This is a genomic window from Priestia sp. SB1, assembly GCF_038898415.1.
On record NZ_JBBJSS010000005.1, the window covers coordinates 1 to 20,238 of the forward strand.

At 39.6% G+C, this 20,238-nt stretch carries 19 protein-coding genes; 2 read left to right on the forward strand and 17 right to left on the reverse strand.

Annotated elements, in window-relative coordinates:
• The 8 genes from WKH56_RS18175 to WKH56_RS18210 form a co-directional block, all read right to left on the reverse strand.
• On the reverse strand, window positions 1-945 hold a 945-nt coding region (locus tag WKH56_RS18175; RefSeq protein ID WP_342836149.1), incomplete at its 3' end, for a T7SS effector LXG polymorphic toxin.
• 12 nt (window positions 946-957) lie between these two features.
• On the reverse strand, window positions 958-1,215 hold the full coding sequence (locus WKH56_RS18180; RefSeq protein ID WP_013083474.1) for a YwqI/YxiC family protein: 258 nt from the start codon (window positions 1,213-1,215) through the stop codon (window positions 958-960).
• Window positions 1,212-1,643, reverse strand: coding sequence for a YwqH-like family protein (locus WKH56_RS18185; RefSeq protein WP_013057382.1), 432 nt, complete (start codon window positions 1,641-1,643; stop codon window positions 1,212-1,214). The genes WKH56_RS18180 and WKH56_RS18185 overlap by 4 nt, the downstream gene beginning before the upstream one ends.
• 336 nt (window positions 1,644-1,979) lie before the next feature.
• The gene (locus WKH56_RS18190) at window positions 1,980-3,374 is read right to left on the reverse strand and encodes an MATE family efflux transporter (protein WP_063247844.1); all 1,395 of its coding nucleotides are present in this window, start codon (window positions 3,372-3,374) and stop codon (window positions 1,980-1,982) included.
• 153 nt (window positions 3,375-3,527) lie between these two features.
• Window positions 3,528-4,160 (reverse strand): HlyD family secretion protein, encoded by a 633-nt coding sequence (locus WKH56_RS18195; protein ID WP_048019161.1) that lies wholly within the window; start codon window positions 4,158-4,160, stop codon window positions 3,528-3,530.
• 29 nt (window positions 4,161-4,189) lie between these two features.
• Entirely contained in the window at window positions 4,190-5,845 is a 1,656-nt protein-coding gene (locus WKH56_RS18200) for an MFS transporter (protein ID WP_063247843.1), read from the reverse strand.
• Window positions 5,846-6,037: 192 nt separating this feature from the next.
• Entirely contained in the window at window positions 6,038-6,475 is a 438-nt protein-coding gene (locus tag WKH56_RS18205) for a MarR family winged helix-turn-helix transcriptional regulator (RefSeq protein ID WP_014459764.1), read from the reverse strand.
• Window positions 6,476-6,592: 117 nt separating this feature from the next.
• Window positions 6,593-7,354 carry an exodeoxyribonuclease III gene (locus WKH56_RS18210; protein ID WP_048019159.1) on the reverse strand — a complete coding sequence of 254 codons (762 nt, stop codon included), beginning with the start codon at window positions 7,352-7,354 and terminating at the stop codon, window positions 6,593-6,595.
• Window positions 7,355-7,523: 169 nt separating this feature from the next.
• Here WKH56_RS18210 and WKH56_RS18215 point away from each other — a divergent pair, with 169 nt between their 5' ends.
• Both WKH56_RS18215 and WKH56_RS18220 read left to right on the forward strand, forming a co-directional pair.
• Window positions 7,524-7,682: a hypothetical protein gene (locus WKH56_RS18215; RefSeq protein ID WP_014459762.1), complete on the forward strand. Its 159-nt coding sequence runs from the start codon at window positions 7,524-7,526 to the stop codon at window positions 7,680-7,682.
• An 86-nt stretch (window positions 7,683-7,768) separates the two neighbouring features.
• Window positions 7,769-9,028: an erythromycin esterase family protein gene (locus tag WKH56_RS18220; RefSeq protein ID WP_310883875.1), complete on the forward strand. Its 1,260-nt coding sequence runs from the start codon at window positions 7,769-7,771 to the stop codon at window positions 9,026-9,028.
• Between the two features lie 36 nt (window positions 9,029-9,064).
• On the opposite strand, the gene WKH56_RS18225 is transcribed toward WKH56_RS18220, so the two are convergent.
• From WKH56_RS18225 to WKH56_RS18265, 9 genes are all read right to left on the reverse strand, one after another.
• Window positions 9,065-9,538 (reverse strand): heme-degrading domain-containing protein, encoded by a 474-nt coding sequence (locus WKH56_RS18225; RefSeq protein ID WP_045291802.1) that lies wholly within the window; start codon window positions 9,536-9,538, stop codon window positions 9,065-9,067.
• Window positions 9,539-9,551: 13 nt separating this feature from the next.
• Window positions 9,552-10,586: an oxidoreductase gene (locus tag WKH56_RS18230; protein WP_063247841.1), complete on the reverse strand. Its 1,035-nt coding sequence runs from the start codon at window positions 10,584-10,586 to the stop codon at window positions 9,552-9,554.
• Window positions 10,583-11,353: a DeoR/GlpR family DNA-binding transcription regulator gene (locus WKH56_RS18235; protein WP_168760882.1), complete on the reverse strand. Its 771-nt coding sequence runs from the start codon at window positions 11,351-11,353 to the stop codon at window positions 10,583-10,585. The genes WKH56_RS18230 and WKH56_RS18235 overlap by 4 nt, the downstream gene beginning before the upstream one ends.
• Before the next feature lie 275 nt (window positions 11,354-11,628).
• Entirely contained in the window at window positions 11,629-12,720 is a 1,092-nt protein-coding gene (locus WKH56_RS18240; protein ID WP_028413052.1) for a toxic anion resistance protein, read from the reverse strand.
• 18 nt (window positions 12,721-12,738) lie between these two features.
• Window positions 12,739-14,355, reverse strand: a complete 1,617-nt coding sequence (locus WKH56_RS18245) for a YceG family protein (RefSeq protein WP_310883876.1) — start codon at window positions 14,353-14,355, stop codon at window positions 12,739-12,741.
• Between the two features lie 94 nt (window positions 14,356-14,449).
• The gene (locus tag WKH56_RS18250) at window positions 14,450-15,028 is read right to left on the reverse strand and encodes a TerD family protein (protein WP_028408240.1); all 579 of its coding nucleotides are present in this window, start codon (window positions 15,026-15,028) and stop codon (window positions 14,450-14,452) included.
• Between the two features lie 35 nt (window positions 15,029-15,063).
• The gene (locus WKH56_RS18255; RefSeq protein ID WP_025751616.1) at window positions 15,064-15,642 is read right to left on the reverse strand and encodes a TerD family protein; all 579 of its coding nucleotides are present in this window, start codon (window positions 15,640-15,642) and stop codon (window positions 15,064-15,066) included.
• Between the two features lie 24 nt (window positions 15,643-15,666).
• On the reverse strand, window positions 15,667-16,263 hold the full coding sequence (locus WKH56_RS18260; protein WP_028408239.1) for a TerD family protein: 597 nt from the start codon (window positions 16,261-16,263) through the stop codon (window positions 15,667-15,669).
• Between the two features lie 285 nt (window positions 16,264-16,548).
• Window positions 16,549-20,187, reverse strand: a complete 3,639-nt coding sequence (locus WKH56_RS18265; RefSeq protein ID WP_168760884.1) for a multifunctional 2',3'-cyclic-nucleotide 2'-phosphodiesterase/3'-nucleotidase/5'-nucleotidase — start codon at window positions 20,185-20,187, stop codon at window positions 16,549-16,551.
• Between the last annotated feature and the right edge of the window lie 51 nt (window positions 20,188-20,238).

Consider the following 20,238-nt stretch of genomic DNA (forward strand, 5'->3'; position numbering starts at 1 on the left):
TACCCAGCCGACAACCGGAATGAAGCCGGCTGCTGCCATGGCTCCTGCTGCGACGCGCTGTGAGGTAGAAAGTTTTTCACCCGTAACAGGGTCCACGCCTTCTGCTGCTCGTTTATAATCATAATATCCGCTGACCTCTCCTGTAAAGGTAGAAACCGCGTCCCACGTTTTTTCATACCACGGCTTGTTTGCTTCTTCTTCTTGCTTTTTTTCCAGCTCGTATACTTCTTCTTGCTGCTTGTTGTAATCAACATATGAAGTGGCATAGTCGTTTAGCTTTGTTTGAACTTTATACAGCTCGCTGTCGTGATAGGCTTTTTCGTCAAAGGCAAGCTGATAGACACTTCCTCCTTGACTCGTAGCAAGCTCTAAGCCGCTTACTAGCGTATCCACTACCGCATAGAAATCGTCCATTTCGCTGTATTCTTTTGACCATTCAGCGTCAAGCTGGTTCACTGCTTCAATTGTATCGGTGCGTTTTTTCTCTGCTTCTTCTATTTTATCGTTAAACTCACTCGTTGAAAACGCTGAAATAGAGACGATATCGTCAATGCCATTTAAAATACTCTGCAGATCGTCGTGCTGCTGCGCAACCATTTCTTTAGCATTGCTATTGGCGTTTTTTAGCTCTGTTTCTAAAAATGATTCATCTACAATCGTGCTTCCTGATAGCTTTGCTTTTTCAGCTTTAACGTGAAGCGTTGAAAAATAGCTTTGCTGCATTTTAATTAAGTTTTCCCACTGTCCGGCCGTATCGGCGTGCTGCTTATAAAAAGATTTTATATTGTCAGCGCCTTTTCCTTCTAAGCTGCCATCTAAGTCCGCTACGCCCTGCAGCGCTTTTTTCAGTTCACCCAGCTGGCTTAGTAACTCATCGTAGGCTTTTTCCCTGTCTTTTGCTACATCAAACAGCGCTTTTGCATCGTATACCTTTCCCACAGTCATCCCCCTTTGCTGCTACGAATGGATAATAGATTCGTCTTGTTCTTTTAGTAAGTCTACATTAGATTTTGTATCTTTTACGTTTTTGTTTAGTGCTTTTATATAAGTAGAAATAAGCGTTTGAATTTCTTCTTCGCGCGCTTCCCATTTCTCTGTAGTATCAAGGCTGTTTTTTCCAAGGTCAGGCATTTTGCTAATGGATAAATTTCCAATCGCTGTGCTGACTGCTTCAAGCTTTTTGATAACGTCAGCGTGATCAAGCTTAATTGTCATGAAAACAGCCCCCTTCTAATTTCACTAATCTTGTTTTCTACTGCGTCATAGGCTTCTTCACCTTTAGCTAATAAAGAATCCGCTTCTCCAATAACGGCGTTCAAGCCACTCAAAGCTCCTTTTTCAGCTTCTAGCGCCCATATCTTTGTTTCAATTTCACGAATGTATCCATCGTAATCACCGTCTAAAATGCCTTTTATGTTGTCGTAGGCTGCCGTACGTTTTTCGTCAAAATCATCCGATAACGTACCCGTCCATTTGTCTCCCAGCTCAGGCTTTTTGATGTGTTCAATTTCTTTTAATGAAACAGCTTGTTCATGCTCAATTTTACTTTTAGCCGTTCTTAGCTTAGAAATTTTCCCTTCTACATCTGAGACTCTTCCAGATACTTCACCCAGCAGTCCGTCTAATACGCTTCCTAACCCCATATCGTTCCTCCTGTTCCGCACATTTCGAGTTTAATCCAATAATTATAAGTATAAAATTTGTCTCATTATAGCTAAATAGGAAAAAACTCTCTTTTTTATGCTTCTAGTTTCATGAATTGAGATAAAAATGAAAAATAAGAGAAAAAAGACTCATGTCTAAATACGTTATCCAACCATATACCGTTATCTAAAACAAAGAATAAGTAGAATAAAACCATTCCTTTGTACCCATACCCGTTTTTTCCCACAAATTAAAGCTTTTTGCGTAAAAAGACCAGCTTCACTTCGTTTTTTTACACAGCAAAAAACCTCTGCACATTCTGCAGAGGTTTTGTTTTATACTTGAACCGGCGTTGGTTCTTCAGCTGTTTGTTCGTGCTGTATAAGTCCGTAGTTTTCCCATGCTCGGCTTTTCCAGCGAAAAAACATAATAACTGCGCGCGTCCATTCATCGGCTGCGATGGCAAGCCAAATGCCAGCGAGCCCCATGTCTAAATGGAAAACGAAGAAATAACCGAGCGGCAAGCTCATCATGACCATCGACATCGCACCAATTAACACCGGATATTTGGCATCTCCCGCTGCCCGCAGCGAGTTAATCAGCACAATGTTCATCGTTCTTCCCGTTTCAAGCACAATGCTCAGAAGCAGCACCGTCGCCCCAAGCTCAATGATATGCGGATTGTCTGTAAACACGCTGATCAGCTGTGTTCTGAATGTCATCACAAGAACAACCATCATCATCGTTACGGCACTGGCCCATTTGACGCTTTTCCATACGCGATGGTACGCTTCATCTTTTTCGTTTCCGCCTACTAAACGGCCGACAATAATCGCTGTACCCATTCCAATTGCAATGGCAAATAAGTAAATGAACATTGAAATATTCATCGCGTACTGTCTCGCAGCAAGTGATTCTGCTCCTAGGTAGGTTGCATAGTATAAAAAGACAATTTGACAGCCTTGATACATCACTTGTTCGAAAGCCGACGGAATACCGATTTTTAAAATTTTACCGATATATTCTTTTGAAAGCGTAATGTAGTATTGAAATTTCACTCTATATTCCATCACTTGATACAGCAGCCAAAAGAACACAATAAGGGCAACGAATCGGCTGAACGCAGATGAAATCGCTGCTCCTTGCACGCCCATTTCCGGAAAGCCGAACTTCCCGAAGATTAAAGCATAGTTTCCTGCAATATGAAAAATGTTCATTCCAAGTGAAACAAACATTGCCTGCTTCGTAAAGCCATGTACGCGAATAATCGCTGCAAGAGAGTTAATAATCGCTTGAAGAAAAATAGCTCCTCCGACGATGGATAAATAGCTTTGTGCATACATCAGCACGTCACCTTGTAAGTTCATCGCTTCCATCATATGCCTTGAAAACAAAAGAAAACCCGCGCTAATAACTAGCCCGACTCCTAAATTTAACGTAACGGCCAAAGCAGAAATCTTTGACGCTTCCATATACCGTTTTGATCCTAAATACTGAGAGACAACAATTGCCGCTCCGTTACCAATGACCTCTAACACCAAAATCGCAATGTGAAGGTATTGATTGGCTGCTCCGACTCCTGATACGGCATCATCCGACAGCGCACTTAGCATAAAGGTATCAGCAATCCCCATTAACATAAAAAGAAACACTTCTAAAAAGATCGGCCACGTTAAGAAAAACAAATTCAGCTTTTCTTTTGGCCCTTTTTTTGTTTTGACCGCGGTCATCCCATCACCTTCTTTACCGATATCCAATTTCAAACAAGAAGTATCTTACCACACATTTCCTTTGTATACATCCCCTTTTTAGCACATTTTTTATTTTATTTGTTTAGGCATAAAAAAAGCCGCTCCCTTAGAGGAAGCAGCTTTTTTCCGTTATTAAATTGAAATTTTCACTTCTGCATTCATACCTGGAAGAACTTTATCTGATGCATCATCAATTGAAATTTTCACCGGTACTTTTTGCGTTACTTTTGTGTAGTTTCCTGTATTTTGAGCAGGAAGCATAGAAGACACTGAGTTTGTTGCGCGGCCGATTGCTTCAACATGACCTTTAAAGACTTTACCTGAATCTCCGTCCACTGTAATATCGACGCTATCTCCTTCTTCGATATCACCTAGGTCTGTTTCTTTAATGTTTGCATTGATATAGATTTTAGATAAATCAGCTGTTTGTGCTAACACATCGCCAGCTTTTACTAATTGATTTTGAGATGCGTTGTTTTTAATGATTGTTCCGTCAATCATAGACGTTACGTCTGTTGATTTTTCGCCTTCTTTTAAGCTTCCAACAGAATCACCTTGAGAAACGCTATCTCCTTCTTTTACATCCCATTCGCTTAACTGACCGTTAGCTGAAGCGATGACTTGTGAAAGCGGTGCTTCTACCTGCGCTTCATCGGTTTTAACGTAATTTGCTTTTTCGTAGAAATAATATCCACCAAAACCTACTAGTAATAAAATCACAATGATTCCAACAATGTTAGTAACCAATAAACGACTTTTACTCATCGGAATTCCTTCTTTCTATAGTTAGTATATTATACAGATGTTTCTTCTGTTTGAGGTGCCGGCAGCATTTTTCTTTCTTCTTGCGGCTCAGCTTTTTCTTGCACCTCTTCTTTTTGAACAAGAATTCTATTTTCACCGCTCCACGCTTTACTTAGTGAAGCAATGAGCATAATTACACCTAAAATACCAAGCATGAAAAATAAGTTGTGATACGCATGTAAAATCGATGCTTTTTTAGCACCTGCTACAACAGCCGTCACGGCCGATGTTTTTGCGTCTGCTTGACTCATTCCCATACCCATATAGCGTTTGATCATTTCAGATAGCTGCAGCTTCACCTGAGGATCTACTGAGCTAATTTGACCTCGGAAATCTTCATAATAAATCGCGTTTTGTCGAACAACAAACCACCCAATCACAGGTGCTACGATGGCTCCTAATAAATTTCGAATGGAGTGCAGTGAAATAGAACGCATCGAAGCTTGATGTAAATCTCCGGCTAGTGCCGCTCCTAGTGCACCGGATACCAGTGCCATACTAACACCCATACCAAAGAGCATAATGTGAACATATAAACTTACTAGTGATGTATCAGCTGATACGTTCACCCAGCTAAATCCTACAATGACAATAAGAAGTGATCCAATTGCTCCAAGGTAACCTGGACCAAATTTGTCATATAAGAATGTCGTTGCAAATGCTGAAATCAGTACCCCAACAAAAAAGTATAAATAAAAATAAGAAAGCGTGGTGTACGATGCATTTTGCACATTTTGCATGACGCCATTAATACCTGCAATGGCTAGAATATACGCCATATGACCGCCAATTGCCATAATTGTACCTGCAACTGGTTTTACGGCTAGCAGCGATTTTAATGGTACTAACGGATTTTCAGCCGCTAAATCAACTAAGACAAAAATGACAACTAATCCTGCTGCAGCTAGTAAGAACGGCCACACTTGAATAGAAGCAAATCCTTCGTATCTCAGTTCATACAGTGGATACACTAATAAAATCATAATAAGACTAAGAATAAAGATACTTTTCTTATCCACTGGTCGATCTTCTTGCTGAGTTGGATCATGAGCAGGTAATACCTTATATCCGATAAACAGAGAGACAAGAGAAGCTATTATTCCTAAAACAAAAACCCAGCGCCAATTATCCATGCTAAGAGATACAGCGCCTAAAAAAGCTCCAATCGCCGTTGAACCGAACAGTCCGCCGATCGCTAATACTAAAAAGAAGTTTCGGATTTTATTCGGAAACGAAATCAGCGCAGCTGGAATAATGGTTAAAAACAGCATTCCTGAGCTTAAGCCTTGAATCAGACGACCAAGGGATAAAAACGCCACATTTTCAGAAAAAACGTTGATAATCGAACCTGCTAAAAAGACTAAAACGAACGTTAAGTATGCTTTACGTACACCATATTTTTTCGCAAGCATCGGACCAATTGGTACCCCAAGTCCAAATGCCAAGTTAGAAATAATAGATGGCAATAGTAAGCTTTGTGTACTCGCATCAAATCGATTTTGAATCAATACTTGATTGACCGTGTAAGATAAATTCAAAAAATACTGAGGGCCAATTGAAAATAGCGTTAAAATCGCCATAATTAAGTATTTAGGTACGCTTAAACCTTGTTTGTCGGAGGCTACTGCTGGATTATTCTGACTCATATTTATTCCTCCTTTTGTTAAATTCTTTTCATATGACTAACAATTCCTTACATATTTTATTGTACAAGTTGTATCATGCAAGTTATAGCAGCACTACATATTATACATCTTTTAATGAAGAAATCAACTTCTTTGTTTCAACTTAAAAAGACTATTTTTCAATAGCCTTTTGTTCATCTATATGTATTCGCTTTAACATCCATTACTGCGCCATCTTTTAAAATCAAGATTCAAGCGTGATAAACTTTTTTCCAGTGCCAAAACCTCTTCTTCCGACCAATTTTCTAACACTTCAGCATAGGCTTGTTTACGCTTGCTTTGTACATGCTGCAAAATATCTTTCCCTGCATCCGTCATTTCAATTAAACTAATCCGCCCATTTTCTGGACTCGGAAAGCGACGAACAAACTGTTTAGTCTCAAGCGCAGATACTTGCCGGCTAGCTGTCGATAAGCTCAGCTTTAAATTTTCAGCTAATGCATTAATCCCGAGCGGACTGCGCTGATCTAGCTCGCTTAACAGTAAATACTCAGAACGGTCCAAGCTTCCAAGCTTAGGGCTGTGCGTCGTTGTTAGACGAACAAGCAGCGCAATTTCGTGTTCAATGGTTTGCAGCGAGTCTCGCTTCACCTCTGTCTCCCCCTTTATCTCATGAAACATTCTGTACTTTTCGATATGTTTACTATACCGCAACCGTTCGCGTGAACCAACCTTTTTTCCGTTTTTCTTCTATTATATAGAAAGATATCATAGATGAGGTACATTTAATTCCAACATCACAGGACAGTGGTCGCTTCCCATTACATGCGGATGAATAATAGCTTCTTGAATAACGGATTTGATTCTCTCCGATACGATAAAATAATCAATGCGCCATCCGATATTTCGTTCTCTCACTTTGTTCATATACGACCACCACGTATAGGCTTCTTCTTGATTCGGATACAAATAACGAAATGTATCAAGAAATCCGCTAGCAAGAAGCGTCGTCATTTTCCCTCGCTCTTCTATTGTAAAACCAGAATTTCCTCGGTTTGGCTTTGGATTACGCAAATCAATCTCTGCGTGTGCTACGTTTAAGTCTCCGCACAAAATCACCGCTTTACGGCTATTCAATTTGTTTAAGTACACGAGCAAATCGTCTTCCCATTGAAGCCTTTCTTCAAGCCTTGCTAAATCTCTTTTAGAATTTGGCGTATACACATTTACTACATAGCATTGTTCAAATTCAAGCGTAATGATACGTCCTTCGTCTTCCGATTCTTTATCCACACCGTATGAAACCGATAAAGGCTTCTGCTTTGTAAAAACAGCCGTTCCAGAATAGCCTTTTTTCACGGCGTAATTCCAATACTGATAATACCCTTCTAGCTGCAAATCAATTTGGCCTTCCTGCAGCTTCGTCTCTTGAATACAAAATACATCTGCATCCACTTCTTGAAAATAATCTAAAAAACCTTTTCGCACACACGCGCGAATGCCATTTACGTTCCAGGAAATCAACTTCATAAACTGTCCACGTTCTCCTCACTTGATTTATGTATCAGTGTTTAGTGTAGACAATTTTTTGCACGAGTTCAAATAATTTAAAGAGCACCCTTCTTTTTAAGGTATTCCTGATATTTCTTCTTATTTTATTTTCTGTACCTCAAACACTAGATACAAGAGGTGAAACATAATGTCAACAAACTACACGTATGAAAATAACGAAGAAGTTTCTACTGTTTCTAAAAAAGAAGAGCACCCTACTAAAGAATGCGAAACACAGAATCAAACGGCGCTTACTAAAGAAGATTTTTCTTTAAATGATTCTGCCATTAAGCACTTTAGCAGGTAATTCATAAAAATAAAAACCCGTTAACTGGTAGCAAGACTTGCTTTCTCAAGCTCTTGCTATCCATTTCTTAAAAACAAGGTGATCATATGCTAAAAACCATTCAAATGATAGAAGCCATTAAAAAACATTCTATGCCTTTTGCTAATTTCGATGACTTACTGCCGCTTATTAACAAGTCAAGCCGCGCTCAATACGTACTTCTCGGTGAAGCATCTCACGGTACATCTGAATTTTACAAAATTCGAGCAGCTATTACGAAAGAATTAATTCAGCATCATGATTTTTCTTTTATAGCAGTGGAAGGAGACTGGCCTTCGTGTTTTGAAGTTAATCGCTATATTAAAGGATATACAAATCAATACGCGAATGCCGAAGATGTCTTAAAAACTTTTAACCGCTGGCCTTCATGGATGTGGGCTAATCAAGAAATCAAAGAATTAATTGAATGGCTTCGGGATTATAACAACAACTTACCAGCACATCAGCCGAAAGTAGGTTTTTACGGCTTAGATGTATACAGCCTGTGGGAATCGATGGAAGCTATTATTGAGTACTTAGAAAACAATCACGCTCCTGATGCAAAGAAAGCGAAAAAAGCCTTTGAATGCTTTGAACCTTTTCATCGCGAAGCACAGATGTACGGAATTTCTTCTGCCCTTTACGGAAAGAACTGCATGGTAGAAATCTTAGAGCTTTTACAAACCATTCAGCAAAAGAAAGATACCTATACTCATGAGCCTGAGGCTGCGCTTAGTATGCAGGTAAATGCGCTGGTAGCAAGCAATGCTGAAGCTTATTATCATACGATGATTACTAACGACAATGAATCGTGGAATATTCGCGATCGTCATATGGTAGAAGCTTTAAAATATATTCAAGCTTACTACAAAGATAGCGCTAAAGGAATTGTATGGGAGCATAACACTCACATCGGAGATGCAAGAGCAACGGACATGAAAAGCAGCGGCATGGTGAATGTAGGTCAGCTTACCCGTGAAGAATACGGACCGAAGCATGTTTACGCCGTCGGATTCGGGACTCATCACGGCACGGTCATTGCTTCTGATAGCTGGGGTAATCCTCAGCAGGGGTTAACCGTTCCTCCAGCTATAGAAGGAAGCTGGGAAGATACCATTCACCGAGCAGGTGCTTTTGATCAATATCTCATGTTCACAGAGGAAAACCGAAATTTTTTTCATTCAACGATAGGCCACCGTGCCATTGGTGTTGTATATGACCCAGAGATTGAACAATACGGAAATTATGTTCCTTCTCGCTTGTCAAAACGATATGATGCTTTTATTTATGTAGAAAAAACACACGCCTTATCGCCACTCATCTTTTAATTAAATAAGCGGACTTCCAACGAAGTCCGCTTATTTTTATTGCAAAAAGCTACGAATCGTATCGGTCACCAGTGCATGATCTTCTTCTTGTGACATGCCTGATACGGTGATGGTTCCAATTACACCGACGTTTTTAACCGAAATCGGAAATGACCCGCCTACCGCTTCGAATTCCTGAGGGTTCGCTGCATAAAACTGCGCGTAAGAACGATCTTTTAACTCGCAGTACAGCTTCATATAATATGAGCTGTGATGATGGCGAAGAACGGTGTTTGATTTTCGTTTAATCCATTCTTCGTGATCGGGAATGGCCCCTTCCATCGCATGGTGAAAGAGAGTTTGACCATTTCGTTTAATACTTACAGTTACTGCCTTACCCTTACTTTTTGCTTCATTAATAATTGCTGTTCCCATCTGCAAAGCTTGGTCATTTGTAAATTGATGAAAGATTAGTTCTTTTTCCTGTTGAACTACTTTTTCAAGCAGCGTCTCTACCGAATGATTACTCACTGTTTCTCGCTCCTTAGTTAAAATAAACCGCTCGTTTTTCTTTGCTGCTTTCAAATGCCGCTTCAATGACTTTAACCACGTCACGAGCTTCTTCTGCTGAAACCGGAAGTTTTTCTCCTCGAAGCAGGCTGTCGGCGATTTTTTGATAATACATTACGTAAGAACCGTGCAGCGTTTCAATTTCTTCCGTTTCTCCTTCGCCAGTTGTTAGCTTACCGTAGTGTTCAGGGCTGTCAGCTCCCCACGTATCATCCACAGGCTTCTTGCCGGCTCTTAACATATCTTCTTGGCCGTCAATGCCGTATTTAATATAGCTTGCTTTTGTTCCGTGAACTTGAAAGCGAGGCCCGTTGCTTGGCACAATGGCACTTGAATGTAAAATAACACGAAGAGAACCGTATCCAAGCACTAAGTGGAAGTAATCATCCGTGCGTGCATGATCTCGCTGCCCAAACACATCAGCTTGAACAAAGTCAGGCATTCCAAAAAGATGTAAAGCTTGGTCAATTAAATGAGATCCTAAATCGTAAAGCGCTCCTGACCCAGGTCCTTCATTTTCTCTCCAGCGGTCTCGAACAACTGGACGATAGCGATCAAAATGAGCTTCATACATTTTTACGTCGCCTAATTTCCCTTCTTCAATCAGCTGTTTCACTGTCAAATAATCATTGTCCCATCTACGGTTATGATAGACGCTTAGTTGAACACCTTGTTCTTTTGCTAATTGAATTAATTCATTTGCTTCTTTTTCCGATACCACCATCGGCTTTTCAACAATTACGTGCTTACCTGCGCGTAGTGCGTCTTTCACCATTTCATAGTGCATGCCGCTAGGCGTTGTAATAATCACTAAATCAATGCTGTCATCTTCTAGAAGTTCAGACAGAGTGCTCACTACTTCAACATCTTCTAAGTCGCTCTTTACTTTTTCAGGATTTGAACTCATTACCTTTGAAATATGAAATTCGTCTAACACGCTTAAAAGCGGCGTGTGAAAGACCGTTGCTGAAAATCCGTATCCTACTAATCCTACTTTTATTTTTTTCATCGTTTTTCCTCTCCTTTATCAAAATCTGTGACGATAAGCCGCACTTGATTTTGTTCTATTTTTTCTTTTACATCCGCTTCTGGGTCTTTATTTGTAATTAAGATATCAATGTCGCTCATATCACATACTCGATGTAAAAATTCACGTTCAAACTTCGTATGATCCGCAAGCATAATCACTTGTCTTGCACATTGAATCATCTGTCTTTTTAAAAACGCTTCTTCTTCACTTGGAGACGTAATACCATCTGCACCAACGCCGCACGTACCTAAAAACAGCTGATCTACTTTGTATTCCTGCAACGTAGAAATCGTTCTTGGCCCGGTGACGTTACGGTTTTTCCCGTTAAACTTGCCCGGCAGCAAAAACGTATCACACGGGGTATATTGATCGAGCAAATCCACATTATCAATGGAATTTGTAATAACGTTTACATGCTTTACATCCATGTACTTCGCCATCAGTGCGATGGTAGAAGACGTATCTAAAAGCACGTCATACCCCTCCGACATTAACGCAGCTGCTTCTTTAGCAATTTGTTCTTTCGCTTTGGTAGGCGTCCGTTCACTGTAATCAATGATATGACTTGACGATAGCGTTGCTCCGCCTTTAACTCTCATAACCTCGCCGTTTTCTTCAAGCTTGACTAAATCACGCCTCGCCGTATCTTTTGAAACGGTGAACATATCGCAAATTTCGTCTAATGTAATCGTGCGGTGTGTGTGAAGGTATTCAATAATCACACTCATGCGCTGCTCTTGATACACCCGAATACCCTCCTTTTTTACTTTGATATGAACTAATTGTAGCGCAAAGAAAAGTTAAAAACCAGCAAAAAAACTTAAAATAATTAAGTTTTTTGCATTTTTAACTTAAATTATTAACGTACACGAACGCCTTTTGGAAATAACTATCTTATTTTGGATAATACTTCTTTTATATCTGATACCCTTTCAGGCTTTTCACTAATCGCTTGTAGATCAGACTTCTAGCAAACGTATATGCAAAAAAAGCGGGAATCGTAAAGATTCCCGCTTTTTCGTTACATCTTATGTTCAAGCGCCTTGAAGTTTTCTTGAAATTGCTCCAAGCGAACAAGTCCTTCTTCACGAAGGCGTTTATTTTCTTCTTCAATTGCTTTTGTTTCCTGCATTCCTTTCATAATAATATTCCACGTTTGTTCCATCGTTTCTACTTTTACGCTAGGGGCACCGGACATTTTGGCGATTTTAACGCTTTGCTGTGAAATGTTTTCTGCATTGCGAATGAGCAGTTCATTTGTGCGTTTGTCTAATTCGTTCATAGACTCCGCTACTAAATTTTGACGTTTTGCTGCGATTGCGTTAATGAGTCCATTTTTAAAAATAGGAATCGTTGTAATAAACGCCGAATTGATTTTTCCGATTAGCTTTGTATTTCCTCGCTGCAGCATGCGAATTTGAGGAGCGGATTGATAAGATACTTGTTTTGCCATTTCTAAATCATATAATCGCTGCTCCATCAGCTCAACTGCATTTTTTAAGGTTTGAAGCTCCATTGCCGCCAGCTGATTTCCACTCGACGCTCTTTCTTCAAGCACCTTTAGCTCTTGTTTTAACTCTTCTACTTTCACTTCGCCCGCTACAATGTATTTTTCAAGCTCCATATAATACTGATAGTTTTGCTCGTAAAGCTGTTCAAGCGTTGTGGTTGAATGCTTCATTTCGGTTTCATATTTTGTGATTTCAACATATACTTTATCAATTTCAGAGCCCATCGTCTCATATTTTTGAAAGAGCTTGTCCACTATTTTTTGACCGCGTTTAAAAAGCTTAGAGAAAAACCCTTTATCTTCAACAAAATCCTTTGCGTCAAATTTATCCATAATCTTTCCAAGCTGCTTTAATAATTGACTTGACTCTTCCATGCTAGACGATTTAATTGTACTGAGCACTTTTCCGGAAAAAGAGGAAATTTCATTGGCTGTTTCTTTACCATACTCAAGTAAAGCCAGCTGATTTTTATAATCAATTTGTTCTGCTAAGCGACGTACTTCCGGCTCTTCTCGCAGTTTTGCTTTTACTTCGTTAGGCTTTGTTTCTAAAACTTCTTCGGCTTCGTTTACATCTAAAGGCTGTAATTCGTTTGTTGCCATTTAAAAACCCTTCTTTCTTTAAAAGATTCGTTTTAACCATTTTTGAATGAGCGACGGCTCTTTGAATTCTTCATTAAAGCTAATATCTTCTAGCCAGTGCATATCGAAATACTTTTCTTCGACGAACGCTTCTATATCCAGTTGACCCGTCGGATTAAAGAGAACAATATCAACGCCGAATTCATTTAATAGAAGCAGTAAAGCTGCATCTTCACGCGTAAACGCTTCTCGTTCATTTCCATGATAAATAATGAGACGGGGTACATGCTGCGTATAATCAAACTTTTGAAGCATGCGAAGCACGTTGTTTGGAAGCTTCAACGACTGATTAAACAAGTACATTTGATGCTGATACGCATCTTCATGATCTAACCGAAGAAGCTTTGAATGTGCACAGTACCTAGAAATAGCTACAGCGAGCCCTTGCTGAAGCCCGATAGGCAGCTCTTTATAGCGCCACCAGTTGCTTTCAATCATTCTATCAGGACTGAGCGTGCCATCACTTCCGAGAGCTCCTTGATAGTGAAAGTGATTATTTCCTTCTATTTTTTTAGCAAAAGGAACAGAATCAATCGTCAGAGCTAACTCATCTTCCGTTTGCATGAGCTCATGAACTTTACTCCAGTACTCTTTTCGGTTTTTAGAGATACCAAGTACTTTTGAAAACAAGACCGGCACGTGTACATATGGCTTGGACACTTGAAAATTAGGACGAATAAACGCCCGTTCTCTCATTAATAAAAAGATTTCATCATACGTCGTTTTAAGAGTAACTGAAGTTGGAAAATACGAACGAAATTGCCAAGGTTTATACAGCATGGACTCCTCTGAATGAAGCACTTGCTCAATTTCTTGAGAAGCTCGAAATGCTACCGTACCTTTTCGAACCGGTTTATCCGTTGGAAAAGGTACAAGCGAGCTAGTAGAAGGAAACGTATAAACCGTTGTTAAATGCTGATTCTTATCTACTTCTTTTAAATGATCCTTTCCTTCTGGATGAAAGGTAAGGACGTCAAAACCTAGTAAAATTAAATAATGGAGAAAATACTGCTCGCTTTTATTTGCATCCCCATACCACATGATGCGAGGCGCGTGCTCAGGAAATGCTTTATCGACCATCCAAGGTTTTACATGATTCCACTGCCACTTTATTAAATCGATTAATACACGTTGAAAATGCCCGTCCGTAAAGCCCTCTGCGTGCTGTTCTTTAAAACACGTTAACGTTTCAATAAATTTTTCACGTACTCTTCTATGTATAGCGGGATTTTCTGACTTCACGATCAGCTTTTTCCCTTCTAAAAAAGCAAATAGCCGATTGACAGAAAGGCCGCGTTCTTCTTGATTAATTTTAAGGATCGTTTGTACTTCTTTTAATCTATTATTAGAAATGGACTTATCAAGCTTATCGTGCAGGACAAGGATCGATGGTGATGAATGCGCAAGTTCATAAAGAAAATCTGCGTACTCGTCCGCATCAAGATGAGTGCCTACATATCTGCCTGCCACTTGTTTATAGGTAGTTTGCTGCTCATTTTGTATAAAGTCACCTCGCAGAGAAACATCTTTAGAAAAAAGGGAAGTTCCATCCTCCTCGTTAAGATTAATCATATGAGGATCAATTAATTTACTCACACCTTACAGCTCCTTTCTTTTCAGACATATACATGCTAAAAAGAAAGGGTACTCGTTAAAGCACCCTTTCTTTTTCATTTATCGCATGCCTTTTTTATACGGATAGTCCGTAGTTGCGGCAAAGATCGGCCAATCCGCCAGAAAAACCGCTGCCAATGGCATTAAATTTCCAGTCGTTTCCGTGCTTGTATAGCTCACACACCACAACAGCTGTTTCGATTGAAAAATCTTCGCCTAAATCATAACGAAGCACTTCTTCATTTGTTTGGGCGTCAATGAGACGAACAAACGCGTTGGATACTTGTCCAAAGTTTTGTCCGCGAGCATCTGCGTCGTGAATCGTGACGCTAATTCCGATTTTTTCAACGTGGTCAGGAAGAAGAGAAAAATCAACGGCGATTTGCTCATCGTCTCCATCTCCTGCACCTGTACGGTTGTCACCGGTATGCTCCACAGCTCCGTTTGGACTTTTTAAATTGTTGTAAAAAACAAATTCTTCGTCATTTACAACTTGGCTTGATTTATTGGCTAAAAATGCACATGCATCTAAATCGAAATCTTGAGATCCAGCATATTTATTTGTATCCCACCCAAGACCTACTATTACTTTTGTTAAGCCTGGGTTCGTTTTGGTTAGGTCAATGCGCTGACCTTTTGATAAAGAAATTGACATAAAAACATCCTCCGTACATTTTCTTACTTTAATGATTAGGCGTTTAAACCAAAGTCGTTTACAAGTGCCGCTAAGCCGCCTTGATAGCCGCTGCCAATAGCATTAAACTTCCATTCTCCACCGTGTCGATACAGCTCGCCTACCACGACCGCTGTTTCGATCGAGAAGTCTTCACCTAAATCATAACGAATTAACTCTTCGTCATTTGTTGCATTTAAAATACGAACGTAGGCGTTGCTTACTTGGCCAAAGTTTTGACCGCGTGCTTCCCCTTCATGGATCGTAATGGTAAACGCAATACGTTCAATAGATTGAGGCACATTTTTCAAATCTACTTGAACCTGCTCATCGTCTCCTTCACCTACGCCTGTACGGTTATCTCCGGTATGCTCGACCGCTCCGTTTGCACCCGTCGTATTATTGTAAAAAATAAAATCAGATTCTGAAGCGCATTTTCCCGCTCCGTTTAATAAAAAGACAGATGAATCTAAATCAAAATCGTTTCCACCGTCATACTTATTTACATCCCACCCAAGACCTACTACTACGTTTGTTAATCCTGGATTCGTTTTTGTTAAATCTACTTTTTGTCCTTTTGAAAGATTAATAGCCATTTCGTTTCCCTCTTTTCTAGTTGTTTATTTTGTATATTTGTTTGCAATTTCAGCCAATCCAGTATCTCTCGTTGCATCTCCAGTTGCTGAAAACTTCCACTCTTTTCCGTCTCGATAAATTTCACCTGCAAATAAAGCTGTTGCTCCTGAATGATCTTCAGATAGATTAAAGTGTACAAGCTCTTCGTTTTTAGCACTGTCCACAACACGGATAAAAGCATTTTTAATCATACCGAAATCTTGGTTTCGCTCAACACACTGATAGATGTTGACTACAAACACAAGTTTATGTACGTTTCCAGGAACATTTTTTAAATTAACAAAAATTTGTTCATCGTCCCCTTCACCTGCTCCGGTAAGATTATCGCCTGAATGCTTGACGCTTCCACAGTTACTATGACGATTCCCAAAATACACAACGGCTGAGTTACTTACAAGCTTATCATTCGAATTGAGCATAAGAACAGATGCATCGCAGTCAATCTCTGGGCCGCTTCCTCCAAAACCAAAAAAGCTGCGTTTTTTTACAGGATCCCATCCTAATCCAACCGTAATAGAAGATAACCCTTCTCTTCCCTTTGTTAAATCAATTTTCTGCCCTTTTTGTAGATTAATAGCCACGTTTATTTACTCCTTTACTATAGCGAACACGTTCTTTTACAGGTTCTATATAACTTTACATAATAGCGTAGATAAATGAAAAAATAGTGAAATCTTTGATACTATTTTTAACGTTTACGTAAGTCTTCTTATGGAGAGAATACCACAATTTGGTGATTGTTTCAAAAATTAAGCTATGTTTTATAACGTAAATTCATTGACTGAGAGTTTAAAATTTAAGTTAAACTATTAAAAAAAGGCTGTCTCTAAACCGGAAATCCGAGTTATGAGACAGCCTTTTTTGGCTTATTGAGCTATTTTTAAAGTCGGTTCTTGCTGTTCAGCTGTTTTAGCTGCTGCCACGTTTTGAATACGACCTTCAGCTTTGTATTCAAACGGGCTCTGAAGTGTTTTAATATAGTTTACCGTTGCTTGTAAATCTTCTGGTCCCACTTCCATATCTGAAGAAAGTGCGCCAATCCCGTATTTTTCATTTCCGTACATGTAGTTATTCACTACTACCGTATATTCTTTTTCTTTGTCGATTTTACTTCCATCTGGTAGCGTAATATCGACTACTTTATTTGTGCTTCCATCCCACGTATAGTTAAAGCCTGCAATATGGAAATCTAGTCCAGATGATGTAATTTGATTGTTTAACACCGTTTCTAAATCCGCTCCGCTTAGCTTTACTTTATTTAAGACGTTGCCAAACGGCTGAATCGCAAACAAATCACCGTATGTCACATCACCAGCATCAAGCTGTGAACGAACGCCTCCGCCATTCATTAAAGCAAAGTCAGCGTTCATTTCTGCTTTCATACCGTCAGCAATTAAGTTTCCAAGCGCGATATCACCTGTTGGCCCGCTAGACGGATAGCCTTTTGCCAAATCTGTAGATGAATTCCCAACCACTTGTGCTTTAATAGGCGCTGCTAAATCTTCGTACTTTTTCATAATGCTTGAAACTTCAGGATCTGGCGTATAGTCTTTTTGGTATACGGTCACAATTTTTGCATCTTTTTTCACGATGTCACCCGTGTTATCGATTTCAACGTCTACGTCAGAAAACGCTGAGCCGTATGAATAAGCTTGAACGATTAGTTTGTTATCTACTACTTTGTTGTTGTATACGTGATTGTGAGCTGAAAAGATCACGTCAACTTCATCGTCAACTTTTTTAGCGATATCTGCTGCATCAAACTCGGTAGACGTTCCATTTTGATTAGATGGATTATGAGCAAGTACAACGATTGCTTTAATACCCTTCTTTTTCAGCTCTGCCGTATATTTATCAATTGCTTCTGCTTCGTCCGTAATTTTTAAGTTTTCATTTCCTTTACGAACAATCATGCTTGGCGTTTCTTGTGTTACAACGCCGATGAAGCCGATTTTCTTGCCGCCTACTTCTTTTATCGCATAAGGTTCTGTAATTAATTTATTCGTTGAAGTGTCATAAGCATTTGCCGCTACTACTGGGAAATTCATGCCGTCGTATCCTTTTGTTCCTTTTGGATGGTCTCCGCCTTCAATCATACGGTGAAGCTCAGCAATACCTTCATCAAACTCATGGTTTCCAAGCGTCCCTACATCAAATCCAAGCGATTCCATCACTTCAACCGTTGGCTCGTCTTGAAACAGCGCTGAAACTAGCGGACTTCCGCCAATCATGTCTCCTGCATGAACTAAAAGCGTATTCGGATTTTCAGCTTCTTGTTTACGAATAGCTGCTGCTGTATATTTCATATTTCCAGCTAACAGCGATTGGCCATTTGAATTGATTTTTGTATCTGTATCAAGCTGACCGTGAAGGTCGTTCATGCCTAACAGCTGAATCTTTGTATTATCTTTTGATTCGCCGTTTAAATTAATTTTGTAAATGCCGAATCCTTTGTCGTCCGTTTTATTTGTATACGTAATGTTACTTCCTTCAGTTAAATAGCTTTCTCCGCGCGGTGAGCTTGTGAACGTCACATTAGCCGTTCCGTTAATTGGTGCAATGGACCAGTTATCATCAGCTGTCGGCGTAATTTCTTTTTGTTCGGTGATGTAGTCCATTAGAATTTGACGGTTTTCATCCGCTGAATCCACCACAAGCTCGCTTCCTTTTAGACCAGGGAAGTTTCCGCCTCCGCCAGCTCGGTAGTTATTTGTTACAACAATAAACTCTTGATTCGGATCAACAGGCTTGCCGTTATACGTTAAGTTAACAACGCGGCTTGAATCTCCGTGAATCACGTTTCCATTCACATCGTATTTTGCTGGTTTTGTTACGTCGATTTGGTATTGAACGCCATCAATGACGTCAAAATTATAAACAGGGAAGCTTGGGTTTAATAATTCCTGCTCTTCTGTTTTGTTCGGTGTAATTTGATTAAACTTACCGGCAGACATATCAATCCAGTCTTTTACAACAGAACCTTTTACTTTAACCGCTTTTAACGTGTTGTCATATAGATACAGGTCGCCTGCGCTTCGAATCGTTAAGTCACCTTTTTTAATTTCCGTATATTCATCAACGCCGTTTCTTCCTGCTTTAAAAGGGGCTCCCACTGATAAAATCGGAAGGTCTTTATATTCCGGCTTGTTTTGAGAAACGTATTTTTCCACGTAGTCTTTTTGTGCATTTGTTACCACTTGAATAGATGGATCATCTTTTACAAGAGAAAAATAGCTGTGAATATCATCCGTCGTTTTACCAATTGGTGTGTTCACATATTTAACTGTTGCATCGTGATCTTTTTGAACCGCTTTAACAACACCTTTATCCGGTTCTACCGTACTTTGCGTAACCGTTTTCCCTGACGCGTCTTTTACATCTTTATACGTTTCACGCGTAGACGATTGAGAGCTTACTACTTTCCATTTTCCTTTTTCTTCTTTTAACGTTAAGTCAATTAAACCAAGTGACCCTCCGCCGTAACCTGCTTGGACAGCGGGAACGCCGTTGATTGTTCCTTTTGCATTATCAACGCCAGGAAGAGGCTTTTTATCTGCTCCAAGGAACAAACCGTCTAGCGAAGCTTCCGTTTTAGCAGGGAAGACTTTATGCGTATGCGAAAACGTAATAGCATCAATGCCTTTTACTTCACTTAATGAGTAAATGACATCTTCCGTGTTTTGCTTGTTGCTGCTAAACCCGGAGTGAGCCATCGCGACAACTACGTCCGCGCCTTTTTTCTTCATTTCTGGAATGTACTTGTTGGCTGTTTCCACAATGCCTTTTGTAATGACTTTTCCATCAAGGTTTGCTTTATCCCAATCGTTAATTTGAGGAGGCACAAAGCCAATGAAACCAACTTTAATCGTTCGTTTCTTTCCATTTTCATCGACGACTTTTTTATTCATAATTTTATACGGCGTAAATTTATTTTTGTCGTTTTTCGGGTTGTTGTCATGATCATCAACGTAAACATTGGCATTTATGTAAGGAAAGTTCGCGTCGTTATACGCTTCTGTTAAGAAGTCTAATCCATAGTTGAACTCATGATTTCCAAGTGTTGCAATATCGTAATCCAGCTGATTCATGGCTTTAAATACAGGATGAACTTCACCTTTTTTCAGCGGGTTAATCTTGGCTTTATACGTGCCTAGAGGCGTTCCTTGAATGAGGTCTCCGTTATCTACTAATAAGCTGTTTTTTACTTCTTTTCGAGCATTTTTGATTAAGGTAGCGGTTTTAGCTAAACCTACTTTTTCATAAGGGGCGTCTTTGAAATAATCATAGTTTAATAGATTCGTATGAACATCAGTTGTTTCCATCAGGCGTATATTCACAAGCGCATCTTTTTTATTGTGGCCTTGATGCTTGCTTTGCTGTGAGCTTTGTCCAGGGTGACGTTCTTCTGCTCCTGCCTGTGTAGTTAGAAGCGGCATTGATAATAAAGAAAGTGCCAGTGATGTAGTTAGTATTTTCTTCGTTTTGCTGCGTTTGTTCTTTTTCATCTACCATTCACCTTTCAAGTAAGTTATCATCGCTATAAATCTAGCAACTGT

Coding starts and splice junctions, on each gene's coding strand:
- WKH56_RS18180 (WP_013083474.1), bottom strand. CDS start 1,215: ATGACAATTAAGCTTGATCACGCTGACGTTATCAAAAAGCTTGAAGCA.
- WKH56_RS18185 (WP_013057382.1), bottom strand. CDS start 1,643: ATGGGGTTAGGAAGCGTATTAGACGGACTGCTGGGTGAAGTATCTGGA.
- WKH56_RS18190 (WP_063247844.1), bottom strand. CDS start 3,374: ATGACCGCGGTCAAAACAAAAAAAGGGCCAAAAGAAAAGCTGAATTTG.
- WKH56_RS18195 (WP_048019161.1), bottom strand. CDS start 4,160: ATGAGTAAAAGTCGTTTATTGGTTACTAACATTGTTGGAATCATTGTG.
- WKH56_RS18200 (WP_063247843.1), bottom strand. CDS start 5,845: ATGAGTCAGAATAATCCAGCAGTAGCCTCCGACAAACAAGGTTTAAGC.
- WKH56_RS18210 (WP_048019159.1), bottom strand. CDS start 7,354: ATGAAGTTGATTTCCTGGAACGTAAATGGCATTCGCGCGTGTGTGCGA.
- WKH56_RS18215 (WP_014459762.1), top strand. CDS start 7,524: ATGTCAACAAACTACACGTATGAAAATAACGAAGAAGTTTCTACTGTT.
- WKH56_RS18220 (WP_310883875.1), top strand. CDS start 7,769: ATGCTAAAAACCATTCAAATGATAGAAGCCATTAAAAAACATTCTATG.
- WKH56_RS18230 (WP_063247841.1), bottom strand. CDS start 10,586: ATGAAAAAAATAAAAGTAGGATTAGTAGGATACGGATTTTCAGCAACG.
- WKH56_RS18240 (WP_028413052.1), bottom strand. CDS start 12,720: ATGGCAACAAACGAATTACAGCCTTTAGATGTAAACGAAGCCGAAGAA.
- WKH56_RS18250 (WP_028408240.1), bottom strand. CDS start 15,028: ATGTCAATTTCTTTATCAAAAGGTCAGCGCATTGACCTAACCAAAACG.
- WKH56_RS18255 (WP_025751616.1), bottom strand. CDS start 15,642: ATGGCTATTAATCTTTCAAAAGGACAAAAAGTAGATTTAACAAAAACG.
- WKH56_RS18265 (WP_168760884.1), bottom strand. CDS start 20,187: ATGAAAAAGAACAAACGCAGCAAAACGAAGAAAATACTAACTACATCA.